This window comes from Roseburia sp. OM02-15, from assembly GCF_003481835.1.
Lineage (GTDB): Bacteria > Bacillota > Clostridia > Lachnospirales > Lachnospiraceae > Eubacterium_I > Eubacterium_I ramulus_A.
In genome coordinates this window covers 395,763-415,373 of sequence record NZ_QULX01000001.1, presented here as the reverse complement: position 1 = coordinate 415,373, position 19,611 = coordinate 395,763, and the positions used below count along the sequence as shown (strand labels likewise).

Genomic DNA, 19,611 nt, shown 5'->3' with positions numbered 1-19,611 from the left:
TCATGAACCTCTGCTAATCAATTATATACATACCTTAAAATCGTTTTTATAACTTCATCAATCACAATCGGCTTTGACAAATGTGCGTTCATTCCTGCATCCAGTGATGCCTGAACATCTTCTGCAAATGAATTAGCTGTCATTGCTATAATAGGAATGTTTTTTCCATCCGGTCTGTCATTCATTGCCCTGATCGCTTTTGCCGCTTCATAACCATTCATTTCAGGCATCATGATATCCATCAGGATTACATCAAATGTGCCTTCCGGATGATTTCTGAAAATCTCAACAGCATTCTTTCCATCCACAACTCTTTCTACATTCATCCCGAACTCTTCCAACTGCACGGCAGCAATCTCTGCATTCAGTTCATTATCCTCTGCAAGAAGGACATTCACACCTGTAAGATTTACCTTTTCAGAAAAACCTGTATCTGACTTATTACATTCCTTATCTGTAATTTCCAAAGGAATATCCACAGTAAAAGTGGTTCCCTCATACTTTTTACTCTGCACGGAAATGGTTCCACCCATCATATCTACATACTTCTTTACGATAGCCATCCCCAGTCCAACGCCATGGTACTGCGTTCTCACATCGGAATCTTCCTGTACAAATTCCTCAAAAACTTCTTTTGTAAATTCCTCACTCATGCCAATACCAGTATCCGAAATGCGGTAACGCATATTTATATATCCATCCCCGCCCTTTTCCTGACACCGGGCTTCAAATGTAATCTTCCCTCCATCCGGAGTGAATTTCACGGCATTGCTCAGAATATTGACCAGCACATCACGCAGGCGTGCAGGATCCGCAAGTACATTTGGAATCTTTGCTTCTTCACGCTGAATCTTAAAGTTGATATCTCTGTTCGTAAGAAAGCCTTTTGTAATATCCAATGCAGAATCTGTAATGTTTTTCACATCCGCCGGTACCGGATTGTAATTCACTTTTCCACTTTCGATGCGGGTCAGATCTAATACATCATTGATCAGCGACAGTAAATGCTCTGAGCTTTCGTCAATCTTTTCCAGACAATTTTTCACTTCGTCTGACGGATTGTTTTTCATTGCAATACCGGTAAATCCTATGATTGCATTCATCGGTGTCCTCATATCATGGGACATATGTGACAGAAATGCTGTTTTTGCCTTGTTTGCAGCCTGTGCATGCTCTGCCAGTTCCGCCATTTCCTCAGCTTTCTCCTGGGCCGCCTTCTGAGCTTTTTTTCTTGCACTGAGACGCACCATTGTCCCAGCCATAGCAGTCAGCAGCCATCCAAAAATAAGAAGAACCCAAACAGTAACAACAGGATGCAGACGTATCCAGTCAACAAATGTAAGCTCTGTTGCTTTGTATGTGGTATACTGTGCTGCAAGATCTTCAACGAGATTTTGGGGCATGGCATACATTGCTTTCGTCAGAATACCAGCCAGCGCATGGTTCTCAGTTGATGAAATTACCATGCGGTAGGTGAATGTAGGCTGTTCCAGCAGAGTATATGTCATGGTGCCCGTAGTGTCACTGTTCACAAACGCCTGTGCCATGTAATAGTAGACGAAGGCAGCATCTGCTTTACCCTCACGGACAGCTTCCATCATTTCCTGTCGGGTACTGCACATCAGTTTTTCTGCACCGGGTGCCATTGCATCTTCAATTGAATTTGATACTGTCTGGTCAACAGTAGCAACAACATTAATTTTTCCATCAAAGTCACGCCGTGTCACCCTTGCCAGCTGCATCGTAATGAAAGGTGCAGTAATCCCCCATTTTTTCGTCTCAGCATAGTTATCTGTTTCCAGGCGTGCATCGATGCTCATATCTGTGGTTTCCGTATTTTTCTGATAAGCAATATACTCATCTCTGGTGGCAGGTGTAAGAAACTCATAGGAAATCCCGGCATAGTCTGCAATTTTCCGGAAGTAATCCGGGATAATACCCTTCATCTCACCATTTTCATTATAAGAATATGGATAACGGGTCGGATCACACAGAACATGAAGCGGGTTGTCCTTGGAATACTGTGAAATAATACTTTTTTCTTTCTCCGTATATTCCAGATTCTTAGTTTCTATGCTTTCATAATTTTTATTGTAAAGCGTCGTTTTCCAGTCACCCTCAACCGCATTCATCTGATCGATCGCATAATTGATCTCATTCAGCAATTCTGCATTGCCCTTTTTAACAATGACATAGAAATCGCTGCTGCCAAATTTCTCCACGATTCGCTCATTGTTTGTTTTTCTCAGAGAACTGGTAACAATCGCATCAACTTTTTCGCTCTGAAGGGCTTCATCCATTTCTGTGGTCGTATCAAAATAAGATGGAACATATGTAAATCCTTTGTCGTCTGCAAAATCCGCAAACTCTTCATTCCGGGTGTTTCCGTTCAAAAGCGCCACACGCATACCGTTGTAAGTGCTGTAATTGCCGTCCACAATCGTGCTGTTGTCACTGCGGACGGTCAGCATCCCATAATTGGTTCCGATCGGACGTGAAAAATCGAACTTTTCTTCTCTGTCCGGTGTTTTGCGGGCAGATGTTACCATGTCAATCTCGCCATCTTCAAGCATCTGCTGCATATCATCCCAGCTCTTATCATATCCGACATATTCGTAATCTACATCCCAATAACGGGCCATCAGCCGAAGAAAATCATAGCCATACCCGCTGCGGTTGCCTTCTTCATCCATCACATGATAACCATCCATGGCAAAGAAACCGACTTTGACAGTTTCATGCTGCGGACTGTCCTCGGCTGCATATGCAGTCTGGGGAGAAAATATCATACACACACATACAAAAGCCAGTAATACTGCCACATATTTCTTTGCTCTCGAAATCATATTAAATCTCCTGTCTGTCCGTCTGTCTGTCTGTCTGTCTGTCTGTCAAATATATTTCTCTATACATCTCCTTGTCAACCTCCTGTTTTATTCAAATCGAACGCACGTGAGACTTGGTGCGTGATTCTGGTCAGCGAAAGCTGACATATTCTTCTCAGAATCACTGCACATCTACACTTCGTTCCGGTCGGCGCAAAACCATTGTCTCCCAGACAATGTGCGCCCCCGCGGAGCGTTTATCTCAGTCGGAGATTGTACTCCCACTGAGAAAGACTTGTTATTACTCACCACTTGCAGAAGTGGGAGTCTTCTCGACTGAGATAAAATTGCACTGCCGCATCAATATCTTCATCTAAATCTGCCACCCTGACCGGGGCTGCCAGAAACACAACACAAAGAATTGTCTTACTGTATTTTTTGTTTTAAAACCAATTGCAAAGTATCCTCTATTTTTTTACTGTCAATGGGTTTTGCAATATGCGCATTCATTCCGGCATCTATGCAGTCCCTAATATCATCCTGAAATGCATTCGCTGTCATGGCAATGATTGGTATCTCTTTTGTATCTTTACGGTTCAATGTCCTTATCTGTCTGGCTGCTTCTAATCCATCCATTACCGGCATCATCATATCCATAAAAATAAAATCAAATCTGCCCGGAACTGACTGGGAAACAATATCCACAGCCTCCTTGCCATTTTCTGCCGTAGTCACAACCATCTTTTCATCTTCCAGCAGCATTTTTGCAATTTCCAGATTTAGCTCATTATCCTCAACTAATAATACACTCTTACCCGACAGATCAGGCTTTTCCACTTTTTTTTGCTGTTCCTTCTCAGCATTATGATCAATCTCAAGTGGTATCGTAACGGTAAACGTTGTACCTACATTTTCTTTACTTTCCAGTTTGATTGTTCCATTCATCCTGTCCACAATATCTTTTACAATAGAAAGTCCAAGTCCGGCACCACTATATCCATTCGTTGTTTCTTTTCCTTCCCTTGCGTAGGATTCAAATGCATGTTTCTGAAATTCTTCGCTCATACCAAGTCCCGTATCAGAACATACAAATTCAAAAACCGCCGTCTTGTCATCACTTGAAATCTCATTGAAATACAGGATTACTTTACCACCGCTTCGGTTATATTTAACGGCATTTCCAGCAATATTCATAAGAAGGCGGTTTAGATATTCCTCACTGCCAATAACATATCTGTGATGAAAAGTACTCATGGAAACTCCGCCTTCAAAGCGGATACCATACTCCTTTGCATTTGTCTCAACAATCGAAATCTGTTTTACGAGCATTGCAACCAGATCAAATGGCTTGTGTTCCAGCTGTATTGTTCCAGATTCTACTTTTCCGATATCCAGAACATTATTCAGAAGGGACTGCAGATAGTCCATGGATTCCATTACCTTTGCTTTACATTCATATAATCTTTCTTGATCGCCATAATAACGCTCTGATATATTGATCATCCCAATAATTCCATTTAAAGGTGTCCGGATATCGTGGCTCATATGTCTCAAAAAATCTGTCTTTGCACTGTTCGCCTTTTCTGCCTGCTGCTGTGCCTCTTTTGCCTTTTTCTCTGCAATTCTGGCTTTTCGGAGTAATCCAAGTATCAGTATCAGCACGATCAAAAAAACAGATACAACAAGCACCATAAAACTCCAGAAATTGTCCCTTATAAACTCCTTTACCGTAACTTTCTTCAGATTACTGTCATACATATACACAGCATTGGAGAATTTTGAAGCAGACATTGTTTTTATAGTCTTATTCAGGACAGACAGCAGCATGCTGTTTCCATGTCTGACTGCAAATGACACCATACCGTACTTTTCCAGAAAAACACTGTACAGTTTATTATCATCGGAATATTGTTTCAGCTTGCCTGAGTCCATAATCATGCAGTCTGCTTTTCCATTATATACAGCCTTTTTTGCATCCTTCCAGGTAGCATATTCCTTCACATGCCACTGTGGATAATTGTAGGAAACATAAGACTTCAAATCACTCTCTTCTCTTGGTATCGCAACCGTATTTTCAGCATTTTCATCAAAACTCTTTTCAACCGTTACAGCCGCCATATTATACTTCCAGACAGTATCTGTCAGATCATAGCCCAGGTCTTCAGCAGCGTTCGTATTTTGCATCACATGAAAAATCATATCAATTTCTCCATCATGCAACGCTTTTTGCATATCCTCTTGTGAATCATATCCCTTGATATAAAATTTCAAAGTCTGCCCTTTCAGGCAGTTTTGTGCAAGCTGGATGTAATCCGTGATCAGGCCGCTCACTTTTCCGGTTTCTGTATCAAGAGTACTGACCCCGCCATCGTTTATCAAATAACCTATTTTGATTTCTCCATGCTCTGACAGCCATTTTTGTTCTTCTCCCGTCAGAAAATATACACTGTCCACTGACAGAAACTGCTTATGCAGTTCATCTGCATAATAAGGATCATCATCTGTGATCCTTCTCATAGCATTATCCAGCTCTGTCTTTAAATCAGAATGACTCTGGCCAATCGCAAAATATATTTTTGAACTTCCGAGATTCGTTAAGGCCACCATTCCGTACCCATCCAGACGGGAATCCTCTAACGATACAAAAGCGTCAATTTCTCCGTCTGCAATTTTCTTCAAAGCATCTTCATTATTTGAAACATTGACATGCTGTGTATGCAGATCATATTTCTTTTCCCACTCGTTCAATACCATTTCCGACAGGTAACCCATAAGCACCCCAATCTTTTTCCCATTGAAAGATGCAGTGTCAGAGGATGAGATGTCTATATGATCGGGTTTTACATAGACATAATATCTTTCGTCTCCCATTGGAATAGCGGAAAAAAGCATAGTCTCTGCCCGTTCCTCCGTATAAGAGATTCCTTCTATCATATCCAGCTCATCATTTTTTAATTTGTCGAAACAATTTTCCCATGTACAATCTACATATTCATATTTCCACCCGGTATAACCTGCGATTTTCTGCAGATATTCATATCCATATCCGCTTCTTTTTCCATTTCCATTTATCTTATCATACGTATCATCCGGTACACCAATCCTGACAACTCTCTCTTTCTGATTTTCTGCTGCAAAAGCATAAACCGGACAGATTGAAAAAAGGATGCAGCTGCACAATATAAAAATGATACCTCTTTGCAATACTGATTTATTCATTTTCATACTTTTCTCTCTCCCAGTAAAATTATTATAGTTACGCCTATGAAATAACACCACAAAAAAGCACTGTCATACAGACAGTGCACGTCATTTTATTTATGCAACTGGCTGCCATTTTACAGGCCCTGTAGCTTTGCGTCCCAGACTTTCATCTGGTTTGCCGATTTCCATATTATAGCTTTAATACTTATGCAAAAAACTAGTTTTATTATACTATAGCACTCTACTGTACACAAGAAAAACATTACCGTTTTAACGTTCAAAAACAAAAAAAGAACAGCCGATATATACATCGAACCGTTCTCCTACTTCCGAAGTCCACGCAGCATTGACATCACTGTTTCCTGCTCATTTGTATTCAGATCGTTCCATATCCTTAAAATTTCTTCCTGCTCTTCTGTCAGATTCTCTGAATTACCTTCCTGAAAAAACTGCGATAATGTCACGCCCAAAGCTGCACATATTTTTTCAAGTGTGATCAGCGACGGCAGGTTTTCCTGCGCCATGATTCTTCCCAGTGACGACTGGGAAATTCCAGACAGTTGCGATAATCTGTATTTACTGATATCACGCTTTTCACATAAAGATGTTATTTTATCCGCAATATACTTCTCTACCTGCAAGTAACTATACCTCATTTCCGCTATTACATGTTCTTATTGTACCTGTAATAATGAAAAAATATTAGCAATCAATTTTGCAAGTATTCATTCCCATTATAGGAAGTATACGGATAAAAAATATAAAGATACTTTCGTTTCCGCAAAAGTCATTTTTATATCACTTTTATAATAACACAGACAGTTATGTTTGTCACATAAAAGTTTGAAGCAGAAATCAATGAAGCAGCTTCTGTTCACCTTTTTCCGCATAATATACAGTCACATGTATCTTTGCGATTTTCGTAGGTTCGTCTGCCTTCGGATCACGTTTTGCATACCATTCTTTATCCATTTCTGCTGTTTTTGCATCCAGCTCGGACAACTTCTGACATCTTGGATTCATGAGATCACTTTCTTCACAATAGTTTACATACACCATTGGTTCCATATCTTTTGGAAATTCCGGTTCATAGGCTTCAGTCTTTCAATCAATACACCTGCACGCACAGAATGATCGCATTCCTCGTCTACAATATCCTTCAGATACGAAATATAGGAATGAATATTCCCGCTTCGCAAATCCAGCATTACTTCCTGTACCGTATTTTCTCCCATTTCCACATTATCTCGATACTCATACGGATCAAATGCTTCTGCAATCTCATCCAGTGCCTCAGCCAGCTGTTCTGTGGTCATCTTCTCTGGATACATTGCTTCCCGAACATCTCTCATCGGTTTCAAGAATGCTCCGGCATTCTTGTTGCGAGGTGCGCGTCATGCAATTGCATGACATACTTCAACTGCGCACATCTGTAATCCTGCCGGAGGCTATATTAGATGGGGGATTGGCTCCCACCACTGATACTAGCTTGTTTCTCACCACCTATAGAGGTGGGAGTCATCTCTCATCTGATATACTTATAGTCCGGCAATGCTTCATGAATTTTCTCAATTCCTTCCCTTACCAGTGCAATCTCCCCATAAAACCGAACATCATCCTACCCTTGCTCCGTCAGTACAGAAATCAAAGTATGAACCGAAAGCACAGGAAGCCGATGTCAGTGTCAGCTCCGATACTGTCAAGGACGCTACCGCTTTCTTGGAAACATTCTTTAAGCTCTATCCGACAGCTACGGAAAAAGAACTTACCTACTATGTCAAAGACGGTGTGCTTGCTCCTGTATCCGGCGATTATGTATTTTCAGAACTGGTAAATCCTGTCTTTACCAAAGATGGCGATAACCTCAAGGTCAGTGTGTCTGTAAAGTATCTGGATAACAAGTCGAAAATGACGCAAATCTCACAGTATGAGCTTGTGCTTCATAAGGACGATAACTGGAAGATTGTAGAATAAATGTTACAGCAGAATAGTATGGTAATTGTTTATCCAATCTATACTATTCTGCTTACAATTAGATTGACAAAATAAGAATCCCTCTCATATAATTGGTTGCAATGGTATTGAGGAAATACAACCTTAAATGTATAATGGGAAAGTAGCATTGCAGGAAAGAGGTAGGCTAATGAATAAAATATTGATTATTGAAGATGATTTAGAAATAAATGCGTTATTGGCTGATTTTCTAAAAGAAAAAGGATATGCTGTGCATTGCCAATATGATGGACTTCATGTTCTGGATTTTTTGAATAAAGAAAAAATTGATTTGATTATACTTGATATTATGCTTCCTTATCGGAGTGGTGATATTATTTTATCTGATGTACGCAAGAAATTTACGATACCTGTTATTATTATTTCAGCGAAAGAAACTACACAAAATAAAATCGACTTGCTTCGTCTGGGAGCAGACGATTATATCACAAAACCTTTTGATATGGAAGAAGTGCTTGCCAGAATTGAAAGTAATCTGCGAAGAGTACAATTTCAAAATAGCCAGACAGAATGTTTGCAATATAACAATCTGACTTTAGACCTAGAGAAAAATACAGCATTTTTGAATGGAATAGAATTATCCTTAACCGCTAAAGAATTTGGCATTTTAGAATTGTTGATGAAATATCCAGATAAAGTATTTTCAAAATCGAATCTTTTTCAAAGTGTTTGGGATACGGAATATATTGCTGAGGATAATACACTTAATGTTCATATCAGTAATTTACGCAATAAATTAAAAGCGATATGCTCTGATACAGAATTTATTGATACTGTTTGGGGCATTGGCTACCGCCTACATAAAGCTAAGGATTAAACGTTCCTTAGCTTTATTATTTTTTTAACTTTTCTCATTACGATTTAAGAAATTCTTTAAAATTGCCCGTTATACTGGTTTAAGTAAAGGAGGTTTGGGATATGAGTTCAATTATTTTAGAAGCAAAGTCTTTAACCAAAGAATATAAACAAACATTAGCATTAGACCACATAAATTTACAAATAAAAAAAGGAAAAATTTATGGATTTATTGGTCAAAACGGAGCAGGTAAGACTACTTTTTTAAGATTAGTCACAGGGCTTGCGTTTCCAACAAGTGGTACACTTTCTTTATGGGGAAATTCTGGAACAGAAGAATTGCAGAAACAGCGTAAACGAATTGGAAGTATGATTGAAACGCCTGCTCTATTCCCGTCAATGACTGCCTATCAAAATATGGAAGTACAGCGTATTCAACGAGGCATACCAGATAAATCAGTTATTAAAAGGACATTAGATATGGTTGGATTGCAAGATACAGGTAAAAAGAGTGTCCGCAATTTTTCATTAGGTATGCGTCAACGATTGGGGATAGCGATTGCACTTTTAAATACACCAGAACTATTGATTTTAGACGAGCCTATCAATGGTCTTGACCCTGCTGGAATTGTAGAAATCAGAAATTTATTGAAAATTTTGAATAAAGAATATGGTATGACCATTTTGGTTTCAAGCCATATCTTAGAAGAATTGTATCAAACAGCATCAGAATTTATTCTGATTGACCATGGAAAAATTATAGAAGAGATTTCTGATTATGAATTAAATGAACGGTGTAAACGACATATAGCTATTAAAACAACAGATGTTCAGAAAACGGTTCTGGTTTTGGAAGAGAATCTTCATACAGATAACTTTAAACTAATGCCAGATGGCATAATTCGTTTGTATGATTATTTGAATGATTTAGAGACAGTTGCGTCTGCTTTGGCAGAATCGCACATTCTTGTAACAGGACTTTCTGTATCTGGCGATACTTTGGAGGACTATTTTTTGAGCAAAATAGGAGGAACAAAAGATGTCAAATCTCCTAAAAACTGAGTTATATAAGTTGTTTCACAGTTGGTATTTTTGGGGAATTGGAATATTCAATCTCCTTTTAAGTAGCATATTGCTGTTAGATAGTAAAGAATGCTCTTCAAACTTAATTATGGCATCATTATACAATATTCCGTTACTCTATTTTTTGATTATAGTGTTTATAGCATTGTTCATTGGAAGTGATTTTAGTGGAAGAACTTTAAATACTTATATTACTGCCGGACATAAAAGAAGTTCTATATTTAGAGTAAAGTTAATTGTATCTCAAATAGGTTGTATTATCATTCTGGTATTTCCATTATTTGTACATGGAATTATTAGTCAATTTTATATTGGAGAAAAACTTTTTTGGAATGATAGCACATATACTATGGTTTTACTAACTCTGTTTGCCATGATAACACTGTGTGCATTACCGATGTTTTTTGCTTTTATTTTTCGTGATATGGGGAAAACACTGACAGTTTCAATGGTTTTATTTTTTGTTATGATTTTTTTACTGAACAGTGAATCTGCACAAATAATCAGCAGAATAATACCAATGGGACAACTTAGGTTAATTTCATTGCAAAAGGTCTATTCGACAAACTTTTGCTTGTTTGTAGATTTTTTATGGAATTTTATTTTATATTTCATTGCAGGTAGTGCTTTTTTACATACAGACTTGAAATAACCGGAGGTGTTTTTTATGGATAAATTATTAAAACTGGAAAAATATCAGTTGTTACATAATTCTATTTACTGGTGTGGTATGATTGGAATATTTATTTTAGGATTTTTTACAGCAGATACTTATGTTACAGAGGTCATGGGACCGACAGAAGAAATTGTTTCTTCTCTTGCTGATATTTTTAATGGAATGGTGTATGATTCTACGTTTCTTCTTATCATCATGTCGGCTATACTTGCATTGATTTTAGGACAGGAATTTTCTAAGAGAACAATAAACTTAGAGGTCAGTGCTGGACATTCCAGAAAACAAATTTTTACAAGTAAAATAATATCGTATTTAATTGCTTTTAATCTTATGGCTCTTGTCTATCCAGTTTCAGGGTGCATAAGGGAATTTGGACGCTTTGGTGTTGCAGACGTGGGAATGTTTTTTTACAATATTATAAAAGCAATCATTTATTCTTGTCTGCTTAATAGTGCGATATTTCTAATTGCAATACTTATTTGTTGCTATTTACAGGATGCTGTAAAAGCAACTTCGGTTACAGCAATTATTATTTTTGGTCTTAGCTTATATCTTGGCTATGGAATGATGTTGAGATTACCAGTCGGTTTTTTACCTACTTATCAAATCAGAATCGTTGTCAGCATGAAAACCTTTTTTCAACCTATAGCTATTTTAGTAGGATGTATATGGTCTGGTATATTGGTATTGCTTTCGTGGATAAAATTTTGTAAATGTGATTTTAAATAGGTGGAGAAAATGTCTAACATAGAATGGATTTTAATTATCATAACAATATTTTTAGTAATACTGCTATTTCGATATATTCAATTAAAAAAACAAATCCGTAATCTTGCGGATCAAGTTAATGAATTGAATTCTGGAAATTCACAGCAGATGTTAGACATTTCGTTGATTGATAAAGATTTAGAAAGACTGGCTGGTATATTGAATCAATATAATATCAGACAACGACAGGCTGTTGCAGGCGTATTACGCAATGAAGAGTATTTAAAAGAATCTGTTGCTAATATATCACATGATTTGCGTACACCTCTTACAGTCATTCTTGGTCATTTACAATTATTGCAAAAAGAAAATTTGGAATCCAGTCAAGCACAGCGTGTAAAAGTGATTTTTAGCAAAGCCGAAAAAATGAAAGAATTGGTAGAAACATTCTATGACCTTTCTATTTTGGAGGAACAGCAGACAGTTCCAGAAAAAGAAAAGTTTAATATATCTAATATGTTAATAAATTTAATTACGGAAAATGCCGTTGCATTAGAAAAGGAGAATATTTTACCCGAAATAAATCTCCCAGATTATTCAATATACGTATATTCTGATAAAAATATGGTAGAACGAATTTTACAAAATCTGTTGACAAATGCAATTAAGTATTCTGTTGGAACGATAAAAATAACACTTATGGAGAAAGAAAATAATAATATTATATTTACCATTGAAAATCCAATGAGTGACAGTTCAGAAATTGATTGCAATCGACTTTTTGACCGTTTTTATACAGGCGATAAATCAAGACATAATGGAAGTACAGGATTGGGACTTGCAGTAGTAAAAACACTTGTTGCCATTCTTGGCGGAAATATTGTTGCAAAAGTACATGCCAATAGCCTTATTATTACTCTTGAATTATAAAGTATTGAAGATATATTCGTATGATAATTCATTGAAGAGTGGACATCAAAATGTAAAGTCAATAGTTTGTAAAGTTCAGTTACAAACTATTGGCTTTTTTCATTACTGTGTAACAAGTAAATTTACGATAAAGAAATAAGGATAGTCGGCTCTTATTTGTTGCCTGCGGAGCAGATCAACAAATAAATGTTGAAGAATCTGTATAGGAAAACAGAGAAAACAAGAAGCAAAGAATATTCAAAACTGGTGTTAGCTTCTACCGAAGAATTAACAACAAAAAAAGATGGCATTTCTTTTCAGCAATTTATAGAAGAAACCTACCTGCCGTGGTATAAAACACAGGTAAAAGAAAGCACTTATCTTAATCGTGCTACTACCATCAAGAAACATTTTTCCTATTTTTATAAAATGGAAACAGACGAAATCGAACCTATCCATGTTCAAAACTGGCAGTTGAAACTTGCAAAAGATTTTAGCCCTAATTACATTCGTATCGTACAGGGAATGCTTTCTATCGCATTCGACAGAGCTATTGTTCTTGGAATTGCGAAGAAAAATCCTTCTCGTATGATAGGCAATATCAAAAGCAAGAAAACCAAAGTTGATTTCTGGACATTAGAAGAATTTCAAAAGGTTATTTCCTTACTCTGTAAGAAAGACTATTATGAACATTATCTGTTTATATCGTTCTGGTTATTATTTATGACTGGTATGCGAATTGGCGAAGCGTCAGCATTACATTGGTCAGACATAGATTTTGAAACAGGCTTGCTTAGCATTACCAAAACATTATATTACCGAACAATGACGGACTATAAATTCGTTGAGCCGAAAACACAGGCAAGTATCCGTACTATTTATATTGATTCAGATACACTCAATGAGCTAAAGGCTTGGCAAAGTGTTCAGCAACAGGTTCTTCCCGATTGTCCACTTGTACTAAGTTATAACGGAACTCCAACCAGTAAAACAACGCTTCCCAGAGCTTTGGAAAAGTTGTCAAATTTAGCAGGTGTTCATCGTATTAAAATTCATGCCTTGCGACATTCACACGCTTCATTGCTTATCAGCATGGGCGAAAATCCTTTACTTATCAAGGAACTTTTAGGACATGAAAAAATACAGACAACACTCGGCACTTATGGTCATCTGTATCCAAATACGAATCTTGAAGTTGCTAAAAAACTGACTGGAATATTACAAGTACAATCTGCTACTGAAAGCATTGCTAATTATACCAGCAATCAACATACAGCAATCTATCACAGAACAGTTGAAGAAAAATAATGCAATGAAAATGCAATCCTATAAAGGAAAAGCTGTAAAACCCTTGTAAACAAAGGCTTTACAGCTTAGCTCCAACTATTCAAACTCGGCAAATCCAAAGATATTATTAAATGTATTTGTTTAAGTTTTATGTCTTTTTTGCCGTTATTTTATTTCTGTTGCATATATTATTTTGGCTCGCTGATTTTCTGTTGCCAATTTGTTGCCACTTCATTATAACTACTAAATCCATCAATGACAACTTTTATTTAAAAATCCCTTCATAAATGTTTCTTTTTATCAATCTACCATTTGTCGATTACAGCGCCGAATAGAATTAGGCAACATTATATCAATCTCTTCTTCTGAAAAAGATTGTTCTTCCTCTGTTTTCAATGCTTTTTGTGCTGCTGTATAGCTCTTAGCATCCGTTCTAGGTGAATTACTGTATACCTCTGATGTTCTTTCTTGCAACTCATCTCGCTTATTTCGAATATCATTTGAATCCAACATCTCAAAATCTGTTAATAACGACACATACTCTTCTCTTATTTTCCATAATAAATCAGAAGCCTTTTTATGTTCTTGTGCTATTCCGGAAAGGTCAAAATTTTTAATATATGTATTTAATATTAACAATGCTAAGGAAACTATTGCTCCTAAAATACTAGCAATATTATCGTCAGAAAATATTGCTACCACAAAACCGCTTGTTGTGATTGCAGACAATACAATTTGTGCCACTTTAATTCTATCTTCTAATTTCACTGTCCGATTTATAAACTTATCATGGCATGTCTGTGAATATGTAACTCTTCCATATGCCTCCCGAATTTGTGATTCCAATTTATATCCTTGACTATTCCGGGAATTTCGTTCCATAAATCTCTCTCCATTTCTGTTTAGCTGAATATGAATAATTACTGTTCTCATATGATATTGCAGAAACTGCGTTATTATATGCCGTTTTTGCTTTTGTATGAAACTCTCCGTTTTTCCATACATAACGTTGACTTCCTGGTGCAAGCCAATAACTCTGATCTTCATCCAATTCTTTAAGATACTTGAAAAAATCTCTACTCATAAAATCATAATAAAGGTAAGATTTATCTTTATATTCCCAATCATTTATAAATTTATAAGCTAACGTATCTATAAGTATTCCACTCATCGGTACATTACAATTTCCTTTCCACGCTCTCGCCATTCTACAAAGGCGCTTCAAGTTTTTGTTTGTGTCTTTATTTCTACTATTCATTGCATCAATCTCTTTTTTGGGATCCGTTATTCTCCAACTTCCTCCATTATTAGAGTCAGGATAAGTATAACTTCCATCTGTATTTATAAAGGCAGGTACAATTTCAAAATTGATTCCATCCGAAAAGTTAATCCCTATTACCTGTCCATCACCCTTTACATATGATGTACTATAAGTCTTTTGCAAAACTCCCTTAACTTCCTGTAACAGCGCTGACTGTCCATTACTTTTGTATGCATTGAATTTTTCATAGGTAGAATATGGCAACTGGACAATAATATCTATATCACTCGTCCATATTTCTGTTCCACGCCCATATGAACCTACATATAAACTGTGTGTTGTTTCCGATGAACTATTCCAATAGTCCAAATTTATTCTTTTTGTTATCTGGTGATACCTATATTGAATTGTTGATACAGTATCAGAATCCATTCTCAAATTCGAACAAAATGTTGAAAAATAATCACTTACTGACATATTTTATTTCCTCCAATCCTTCATTCTATAAATTTAATAGATCCGAATATATCCTTCTTCGTGTCGTATTCGATTTATTAGTAAAAGTCACATTATTATACCAATCTATTAGATTATTTTTTTGTTGCTCTGATATTTTTTCTTTATGAAATACAAAATATCCAATAAGATAATTCACATAATCGGAACGATTATATTTTTCCAAATCATTATTTTCAATAAACCTCAAAGCCTTTTCCAATGCTTCTAATGTCATTTCAAAACATTCTTTTAATTTATCTGGATCTAAGTTACAAAGCTGATTTTCTTTTGTATCAGATGAAATGGGTGCAAAATTATTCGAATGTTTACCCGAAACTAGTACCTCATACGCTGGATTTAATGCTGCAATTGAATATGAAACATTTGTCTTCTGCGGTGTAAAAAAATCATATCCATATTCCTGTACCATATTACGATACACATGTGTATATTGGGTATATACATCAATACCATGGGCTTTCAATTTAGAAAATCTCATTTGAATAATACTTACACGACTTCCCGCATTATTCAAGACTTCAAACCAGTTAATCTGCTCATCCTCAGTAAGATCCGTTGCAAAATTAATTGTATATTGATAAGTCTTTATTTTATTTCTAATCTGTAATAACGCATTTACTACCATCGGTGCTGCTAAAGCTTTATTTTTCTCTGTGTAAGCAATTAGTTCATTATCATCTTTATTCAAAAGCACACCAACCGGAACCTGATTTTTCCGATATGCTTCCGCATTTATAACAAATTCTCCCTTTCCTAAATCTAACACTACACTTTTTAAATCTGGATGATTGCAATATGCTTTATAATTTGTTGTTAGCCTCTGTTGCCCATCTACAACAGACATCTGCCCTCTTACAGTTTCAGAAAGTAATTCCCTTTCTATAAAAGAAACTTGTGGTACTGCAAATTCCTTTTCTGTATTATTTATTATGTTAATGGAGATTGCAGATATGGGAGATTTACTTAAAAGTTGATAATTTAACAATTCAACACATTTTGCCAATGTCCAACTAACATCTCTTTGATATAAAGGCAATGTTAATTCATTCTTTTCTATATACTCACATAACGTAAAAATATATTCTTGTCTACTATTTTTTGTTGGATTAAGATTTGCAGCCTCCAACAATTGTTTATTAATATTCATTCCGTCTCCCTTCTAGCTGCTTTTTTTAGCAGCTTTATTATTTTTTATTAAATTTATCAGTTTTTATTCATTTTGTCAATAGCTGCTACTCTATTTTAATTTATATGCAAAACATTTTGTGACTTATAATCCGTTGTCTTATAATCTTCTTAATTTTATGATAAAAAAGAGGTGATTTTATGAATATTCAATTATATTTTGGCATGGCAATTAAACAATTACGAATTTCTCAAAAAATTAGTCAAGAAAAATTTGCATTACATATAAATATGGATCGAACCTATTATGCTTCTGTAGAAAACGGTCATCGTAATATTTCAATAAATAATATACAAAAAATTGCTGACGGCTTTAATATTTCACTAACTGAACTTTTTAGACTGGTTGATAAAATACGCACCGAAACAAATAATTAACTCAGGAGGTAAAAACTATGGCTAAGAAACTACCCAAATTACCAGAACTACTTGAAAGAAAAATAAGCAAAACTGGACAAACTAGGGGCGCTGATGATGATGTTATCTTTCAAAACAGAGTTAGCAGAAATAACACTGTTCTTATTCCATTCCATCAATGGATTAGAGATGAAAATTTAAGAACACTGGCTCTAGAAAATAAATTTGAGAAAGGATACATCGTACTTATCTCACCTAAAGATTACTTCAACTCAGGAAATCCAACACAGTTCCTCGATAATAATCATTTATCTCTTGGGGATAACTGCTTAGTTTTTTACGAAACACGTTCAGATTGGGATAAATATAATCCTGAAAAATTAAAATGGACACCTGCCAATAGCCGTGAAAAACCTTTGGGTGGAAATTTTGTTGCAAGAGTGCCTGCTACAACAGCTCTTGATTCAACTCGTTCCAAAAAAATAAACTTAGGCTTTGCTTCCCAGTCTCCCAAAGGTGCAGGAATTCGCTTATATGAATATGCACGTAAATTAACAATACAAGAATGTCGTCTTCAACTTGAAGCTGAATATTGGCTTTGCTTTGACAGCATAAAAGTCGCCTCTGAAAATGGTATGACCTTGGAAGATGCCCAATTCCGAAAATCTGAAATACTTAAGCGTTGCGAAGCCAACGGTTTACTCGATTATCAAAAATTAAAAGAAATGCGAATTATAAATGAAAACAACTGTACAATTTGTCCTCTTTGTTTAAAAGAACTTTCAGGAAATGAATTTTTAAATAAAGTAGCACAACCAGAAGGTCGTGAAGTTCCCGACCTAACAGTTACACAAGTGAATCTATTTCATATAAACGAGCTGAAATATGGCGCATTTAATCATAAACCTTATAACCTTGGTTGGGGACATCATTTCTGTAATGTTGTAGTAAAAGACTCTGGTATATATCCTACTCTAGAATGGATGCAAAGCGTTCTAGATGCAAACAAAGAGAATGGATTCTTTTAAACTCTAGCAAAAAATTAGGAAAGTCGGATTATTTTCCGACTTTCCCTTTTGCAAAATATTCTACGCTCTGCATCTTATCTGCCGCATAGTTACTCCATTTTTCTTCTATTTCAAACAATATACTTTTTCTCTCAAGTTCTAATGCCGCAACTCCTGTTGAACCTGAACCTGCAAAGCAATCTAACACAATATCTCCAGGATAAGTTGTTGCATTAATGGCATGTTTTAATAAATCAACCGGCTTTTCTGCTGGATGTTTTCCACGATATTGCCGAACATTTTCAAATGTCCATACATCAGTAAATTCCACGTCTTTATTTACATTAAATGGTCTTATAATATCCTCAAAATCAGGAATATCTTCTACACCCGCCTCTGTTAACGCAGCCTTTATTTTTTCATATTGTTCTCTACTCGGAATATTTCTCCCTGCTTCCCAATTTGCAACTGCTCCACCATGATTTACTTTTCCATATGCCCCTGTAATTTCTGCTAGTTTTATTGTAGACATCTTAACACTTTTTCTCCAAACAGTTAATTGGCTTCCAAAATAACTTTTAAAAAGATTTCCGTCTACTGCATTTTCCATAAAAATAATTCTTTCAGAATGAGGATACCACTGTCTTAATGATTCCTTTTTCATTTTTTGTTTCCAGCCATCATATCCTGGCGCGTTAGGTTTAGTCCACGTAATTTCCGATAAAATATTAAAGTACTGCGAAAACATTATTTGTAATTGAGCCGACATAGCTGACGAACAAAAACAAAAAATACTTCCATTGTGCTTCAGTACCCGTTTCCACTCAATTGCATACTTTTTAATCCACTCAATATAATCTGAATCTTTTGAAAAGCTTGTATCGCCTACAATATTACGTTTTTTAGTGGAATGATATGGTGGATCCGTTAAAATCAAAGCAATTGAATGATCTGGCACTTTATTTAGCAACTCTAAAGAATCTCCATTAACAACAATACTTGATTCTGTTCCCAAATCAATATCATAAAATTTTTCTTTTATATCTCCAAAAATTTTTTCTTTTTCCATTTTGGTAATCTCCAAATTCCATAAATTATATACAGTCATACTATAAGATCCGAATCAAAAGGTCAAAAGCCGTTCATGCTTGCACCAAAATAAGGTATCTAAATATTCCTCTCAAACATGAGGAATATTAATTCACACGATAAATCTGCGCTTTCCAAATGTTTTAAGATTACGATAACTCTGAATCAATTCATAAATGTCAAGTTAAAGATGAAATAGCTTTTCCTCCTAATATCGTACTATATAATTTTCTATTATTTTTCTTAATTTATGCACTTGGTTATTATAACAAAGCAATTCCCTCATATCAATGATTTTCTATAATCGTAATCAGACATAAATATGAATGTTTCATAGATTATCTCTTCCGCACAAGCCCTGATATTATTCATTCTCCCAACCCATGCCATTTGATCCTGCATCTTCAGTTCTTCCGTCACTCCCTGCTTTTCTTTCATCTGCTCCATCAATTTGTCCATCATCTGATTACATTCCTCGTCAATCTGATGCAGATGCTCATTTAACTTTCCTGCAAGCACCAACTCCAGATATAATCCTTTCCGATGCTCTTTCAAGTAAGCTTTTCTCAGCATTCCATACTTTCCAATCGAATACTCTGTCTCTTCCAGGAGGTACAGATCTGGATAGTACAGACCGTCCTCTCCTAAAGTGTAACTAATTCCGTTTTCTCCCATAATGTGTTTCTCCATGAT

Annotated in this window: 17 protein-coding genes, 2 pseudogenes and 1 riboswitch; of the genes and pseudogenes, 9 read left to right on the top strand and 10 right to left on the bottom strand. The window is 35.8% G+C overall.

The features are described 5' to 3' along the window. Positions 1-17: 17 nt before the first annotated feature. The 5 genes from DXB15_RS01970 to DXB15_RS17180 all read right to left on the bottom strand — a co-directional run bounded on the left by DXB15_RS01970 (position 18) and on the right by DXB15_RS17180 (position 7,390). The gene (locus tag DXB15_RS01970; RefSeq protein WP_118701866.1) at positions 18-2,846 is read right to left on the bottom strand and encodes a transporter substrate-binding domain-containing protein; all 2,829 of its coding nucleotides are present in this window, start codon (positions 2,844-2,846) and stop codon (positions 18-20) included. 405 nt (positions 2,847-3,251) lie between these two features. Continuing rightward, entirely contained in the window at positions 3,252-6,050 is a 2,799-nt protein-coding gene (locus DXB15_RS01965) for a response regulator (RefSeq protein ID WP_118701865.1), read from the bottom strand. A 93-nt stretch (positions 6,051-6,143) separates the two neighbouring features. Next, a riboswitch (cyclic di-GMP riboswitch) is annotated at positions 6,144-6,219 on the bottom strand. A 133-nt stretch (positions 6,220-6,352) separates the two neighbouring features. Continuing rightward, complete coding sequence (locus DXB15_RS01960) at positions 6,353-6,670, bottom strand: helix-turn-helix domain-containing protein (RefSeq protein WP_109216757.1); 318 nt, start codon at positions 6,668-6,670, stop codon at positions 6,353-6,355. Positions 6,671-6,884: 214 nt separating this feature from the next. Beyond that, positions 6,885-7,097, bottom strand: coding sequence for an LPD25 domain-containing protein (locus DXB15_RS17185; RefSeq protein ID WP_243115584.1), 213 nt, complete (start codon positions 7,095-7,097; stop codon positions 6,885-6,887). Next, positions 7,076-7,390: a hypothetical protein gene (locus DXB15_RS17180; protein ID WP_243115583.1), complete on the bottom strand. Its 315-nt coding sequence runs from the start codon at positions 7,388-7,390 to the stop codon at positions 7,076-7,078. Before DXB15_RS17180 ends, DXB15_RS17185 begins: the two co-directional genes overlap by 22 nt. 253 nt (positions 7,391-7,643) lie before the next feature. Between DXB15_RS17180 and DXB15_RS01950 the strand changes: the two are divergent. The 7 genes and pseudogenes from DXB15_RS01950 to DXB15_RS01920 form a co-directional block, all read left to right on the top strand. Then, a pseudogene (locus tag DXB15_RS01950) lies at positions 7,644-8,003 on the top strand (conjugal transfer protein); the annotation flags it as partial. Positions 8,004-8,172: 169 nt separating this feature from the next. After that, positions 8,173-8,859 carry a response regulator transcription factor gene (locus DXB15_RS01945; protein WP_005342931.1) on the top strand — a complete coding sequence of 229 codons (687 nt, stop codon included), beginning with the start codon at positions 8,173-8,175 and terminating at the stop codon, positions 8,857-8,859. A 101-nt stretch (positions 8,860-8,960) separates the two neighbouring features. Then, positions 8,961-9,899, top strand: a complete 939-nt coding sequence (locus DXB15_RS01940) for an ABC transporter ATP-binding protein (RefSeq protein ID WP_035403278.1) — start codon at positions 8,961-8,963, stop codon at positions 9,897-9,899. Then, positions 9,877-10,572 carry an ABC transporter permease gene (locus DXB15_RS01935; protein WP_106493214.1) on the top strand — a complete coding sequence of 232 codons (696 nt, stop codon included), beginning with the start codon at positions 9,877-9,879 and terminating at the stop codon, positions 10,570-10,572. The genes DXB15_RS01940 and DXB15_RS01935 overlap by 23 nt, the downstream gene beginning before the upstream one ends. A gap of 15 nt (positions 10,573-10,587) precedes the next feature. Continuing rightward, on the top strand, positions 10,588-11,325 hold the full coding sequence (locus tag DXB15_RS01930; protein WP_035403273.1) for an ABC transporter permease: 738 nt from the start codon (positions 10,588-10,590) through the stop codon (positions 11,323-11,325). A gap of 9 nt (positions 11,326-11,334) precedes the next feature. Further along, entirely contained in the window at positions 11,335-12,234 is a 900-nt protein-coding gene (locus tag DXB15_RS01925) for a sensor histidine kinase (protein ID WP_035403270.1), read from the top strand. Between the two features lie 231 nt (positions 12,235-12,465). After that, positions 12,466-13,521: pseudogene (locus tag DXB15_RS01920) on the top strand (tyrosine-type recombinase/integrase); the annotation flags it as partial. A 279-nt stretch (positions 13,522-13,800) separates the two neighbouring features. Here DXB15_RS01920 and DXB15_RS01915 read toward each other — a convergent pair. From DXB15_RS01915 to DXB15_RS01905, 3 genes are read right to left on the bottom strand one after another with little or no spacing between them, the layout of a single operon-like run. Further along, a complete protein-coding gene (locus tag DXB15_RS01915; RefSeq protein WP_118701864.1) occupies positions 13,801-14,382 on the bottom strand; it encodes an SLATT domain-containing protein in 582 nt (193 codons plus the stop codon). After that, a complete protein-coding gene (locus DXB15_RS01910; protein WP_118701863.1) occupies positions 14,360-15,238 on the bottom strand; it encodes an SMODS domain-containing nucleotidyltransferase in 879 nt (292 codons plus the stop codon). The genes DXB15_RS01915 and DXB15_RS01910 overlap by 23 nt, the downstream gene beginning before the upstream one ends. A 25-nt stretch (positions 15,239-15,263) precedes the next feature. After that, positions 15,264-16,427, bottom strand: a complete 1,164-nt coding sequence (locus DXB15_RS01905; protein ID WP_118701862.1) for a DUF262 domain-containing protein — start codon at positions 16,425-16,427, stop codon at positions 15,264-15,266. A 179-nt stretch (positions 16,428-16,606) separates the two neighbouring features. On the opposite strand from DXB15_RS01905, the gene DXB15_RS01900 reads away from it, so the two are divergent. Both DXB15_RS01900 and DXB15_RS01895 read left to right on the top strand, forming a co-directional pair. Continuing rightward, positions 16,607-16,843 carry a helix-turn-helix domain-containing protein gene (locus DXB15_RS01900; RefSeq protein ID WP_118701861.1) on the top strand — a complete coding sequence of 79 codons (237 nt, stop codon included), beginning with the start codon at positions 16,607-16,609 and terminating at the stop codon, positions 16,841-16,843. Positions 16,844-16,860: 17 nt separating this feature from the next. After that, positions 16,861-17,850 (top strand): BstXI family restriction endonuclease, encoded by a 990-nt coding sequence (locus DXB15_RS01895; protein ID WP_118701860.1) that lies wholly within the window; start codon positions 16,861-16,863, stop codon positions 17,848-17,850. A 28-nt stretch (positions 17,851-17,878) separates the two neighbouring features. On the opposite strand, the gene DXB15_RS01890 is transcribed toward DXB15_RS01895, so the two are convergent. Together DXB15_RS01890 and DXB15_RS01885 are read right to left on the bottom strand one after the other, a co-directional pair. Further along, positions 17,879-18,898, bottom strand: a complete 1,020-nt coding sequence (locus DXB15_RS01890; RefSeq protein WP_118701859.1) for a DNA-methyltransferase — start codon at positions 18,896-18,898, stop codon at positions 17,879-17,881. Between the two features lie 302 nt (positions 18,899-19,200). Beyond that, positions 19,201-19,608, bottom strand: coding sequence for a TnpV protein (locus tag DXB15_RS01885; protein ID WP_118701858.1), 408 nt, complete (start codon positions 19,606-19,608; stop codon positions 19,201-19,203). Between the last annotated feature and the right edge of the window lie 3 nt (positions 19,609-19,611).

What these genes read in the sequence shown, in the direction of transcription:
- DXB15_RS01925 (WP_035403270.1), top strand. Translation starts at nt 11,335, where the DNA reads ATGTCTAACATAGAATGGATTTTAATTATCATAACAATATTTTTAGTA.
- DXB15_RS01895 (WP_118701860.1), top strand. Translation starts at nt 16,861, where the DNA reads ATGGCTAAGAAACTACCCAAATTACCAGAACTACTTGAAAGAAAAATA.
- DXB15_RS01940 (WP_035403278.1), top strand. Translation starts at nt 8,961, where the DNA reads ATGAGTTCAATTATTTTAGAAGCAAAGTCTTTAACCAAAGAATATAAA.
- DXB15_RS01965 (WP_118701865.1), bottom strand. Translation starts at nt 6,050, where the DNA reads ATGAAAATGAATAAATCAGTATTGCAAAGAGGTATCATTTTTATATTG.
- DXB15_RS01910 (WP_118701863.1), bottom strand. Translation starts at nt 15,238, where the DNA reads ATGTCAGTAAGTGATTATTTTTCAACATTTTGTTCGAATTTGAGAATG.
- DXB15_RS01915 (WP_118701864.1), bottom strand. Translation starts at nt 14,382, where the DNA reads ATGGAACGAAATTCCCGGAATAGTCAAGGATATAAATTGGAATCACAA.
- DXB15_RS01970 (WP_118701866.1), bottom strand. Translation starts at nt 2,846, where the DNA reads ATGATTTCGAGAGCAAAGAAATATGTGGCAGTATTACTGGCTTTTGTA.
- DXB15_RS01885 (WP_118701858.1), bottom strand. Translation starts at nt 19,608, where the DNA reads ATGGAGAAACACATTATGGGAGAAAACGGAATTAGTTACACTTTAGGA.
- DXB15_RS01905 (WP_118701862.1), bottom strand. Translation starts at nt 16,427, where the DNA reads ATGAATATTAATAAACAATTGTTGGAGGCTGCAAATCTTAATCCAACA.
- DXB15_RS01900 (WP_118701861.1), top strand. Translation starts at nt 16,607, where the DNA reads ATGAATATTCAATTATATTTTGGCATGGCAATTAAACAATTACGAATT.
- DXB15_RS01935 (WP_106493214.1), top strand. Translation starts at nt 9,877, where the DNA reads ATGTCAAATCTCCTAAAAACTGAGTTATATAAGTTGTTTCACAGTTGG.
- DXB15_RS01890 (WP_118701859.1), bottom strand. Translation starts at nt 18,898, where the DNA reads ATGGAAAAAGAAAAAATTTTTGGAGATATAAAAGAAAAATTTTATGAT.
- DXB15_RS01945 (WP_005342931.1), top strand. Translation starts at nt 8,173, where the DNA reads ATGAATAAAATATTGATTATTGAAGATGATTTAGAAATAAATGCGTTA.
- DXB15_RS01930 (WP_035403273.1), top strand. Translation starts at nt 10,588, where the DNA reads ATGGATAAATTATTAAAACTGGAAAAATATCAGTTGTTACATAATTCT.
- DXB15_RS17185 (WP_243115584.1), bottom strand. Translation starts at nt 7,097, where the DNA reads ATGGAACCAATGGTGTATGTAAACTATTGTGAAGAAAGTGATCTCATG.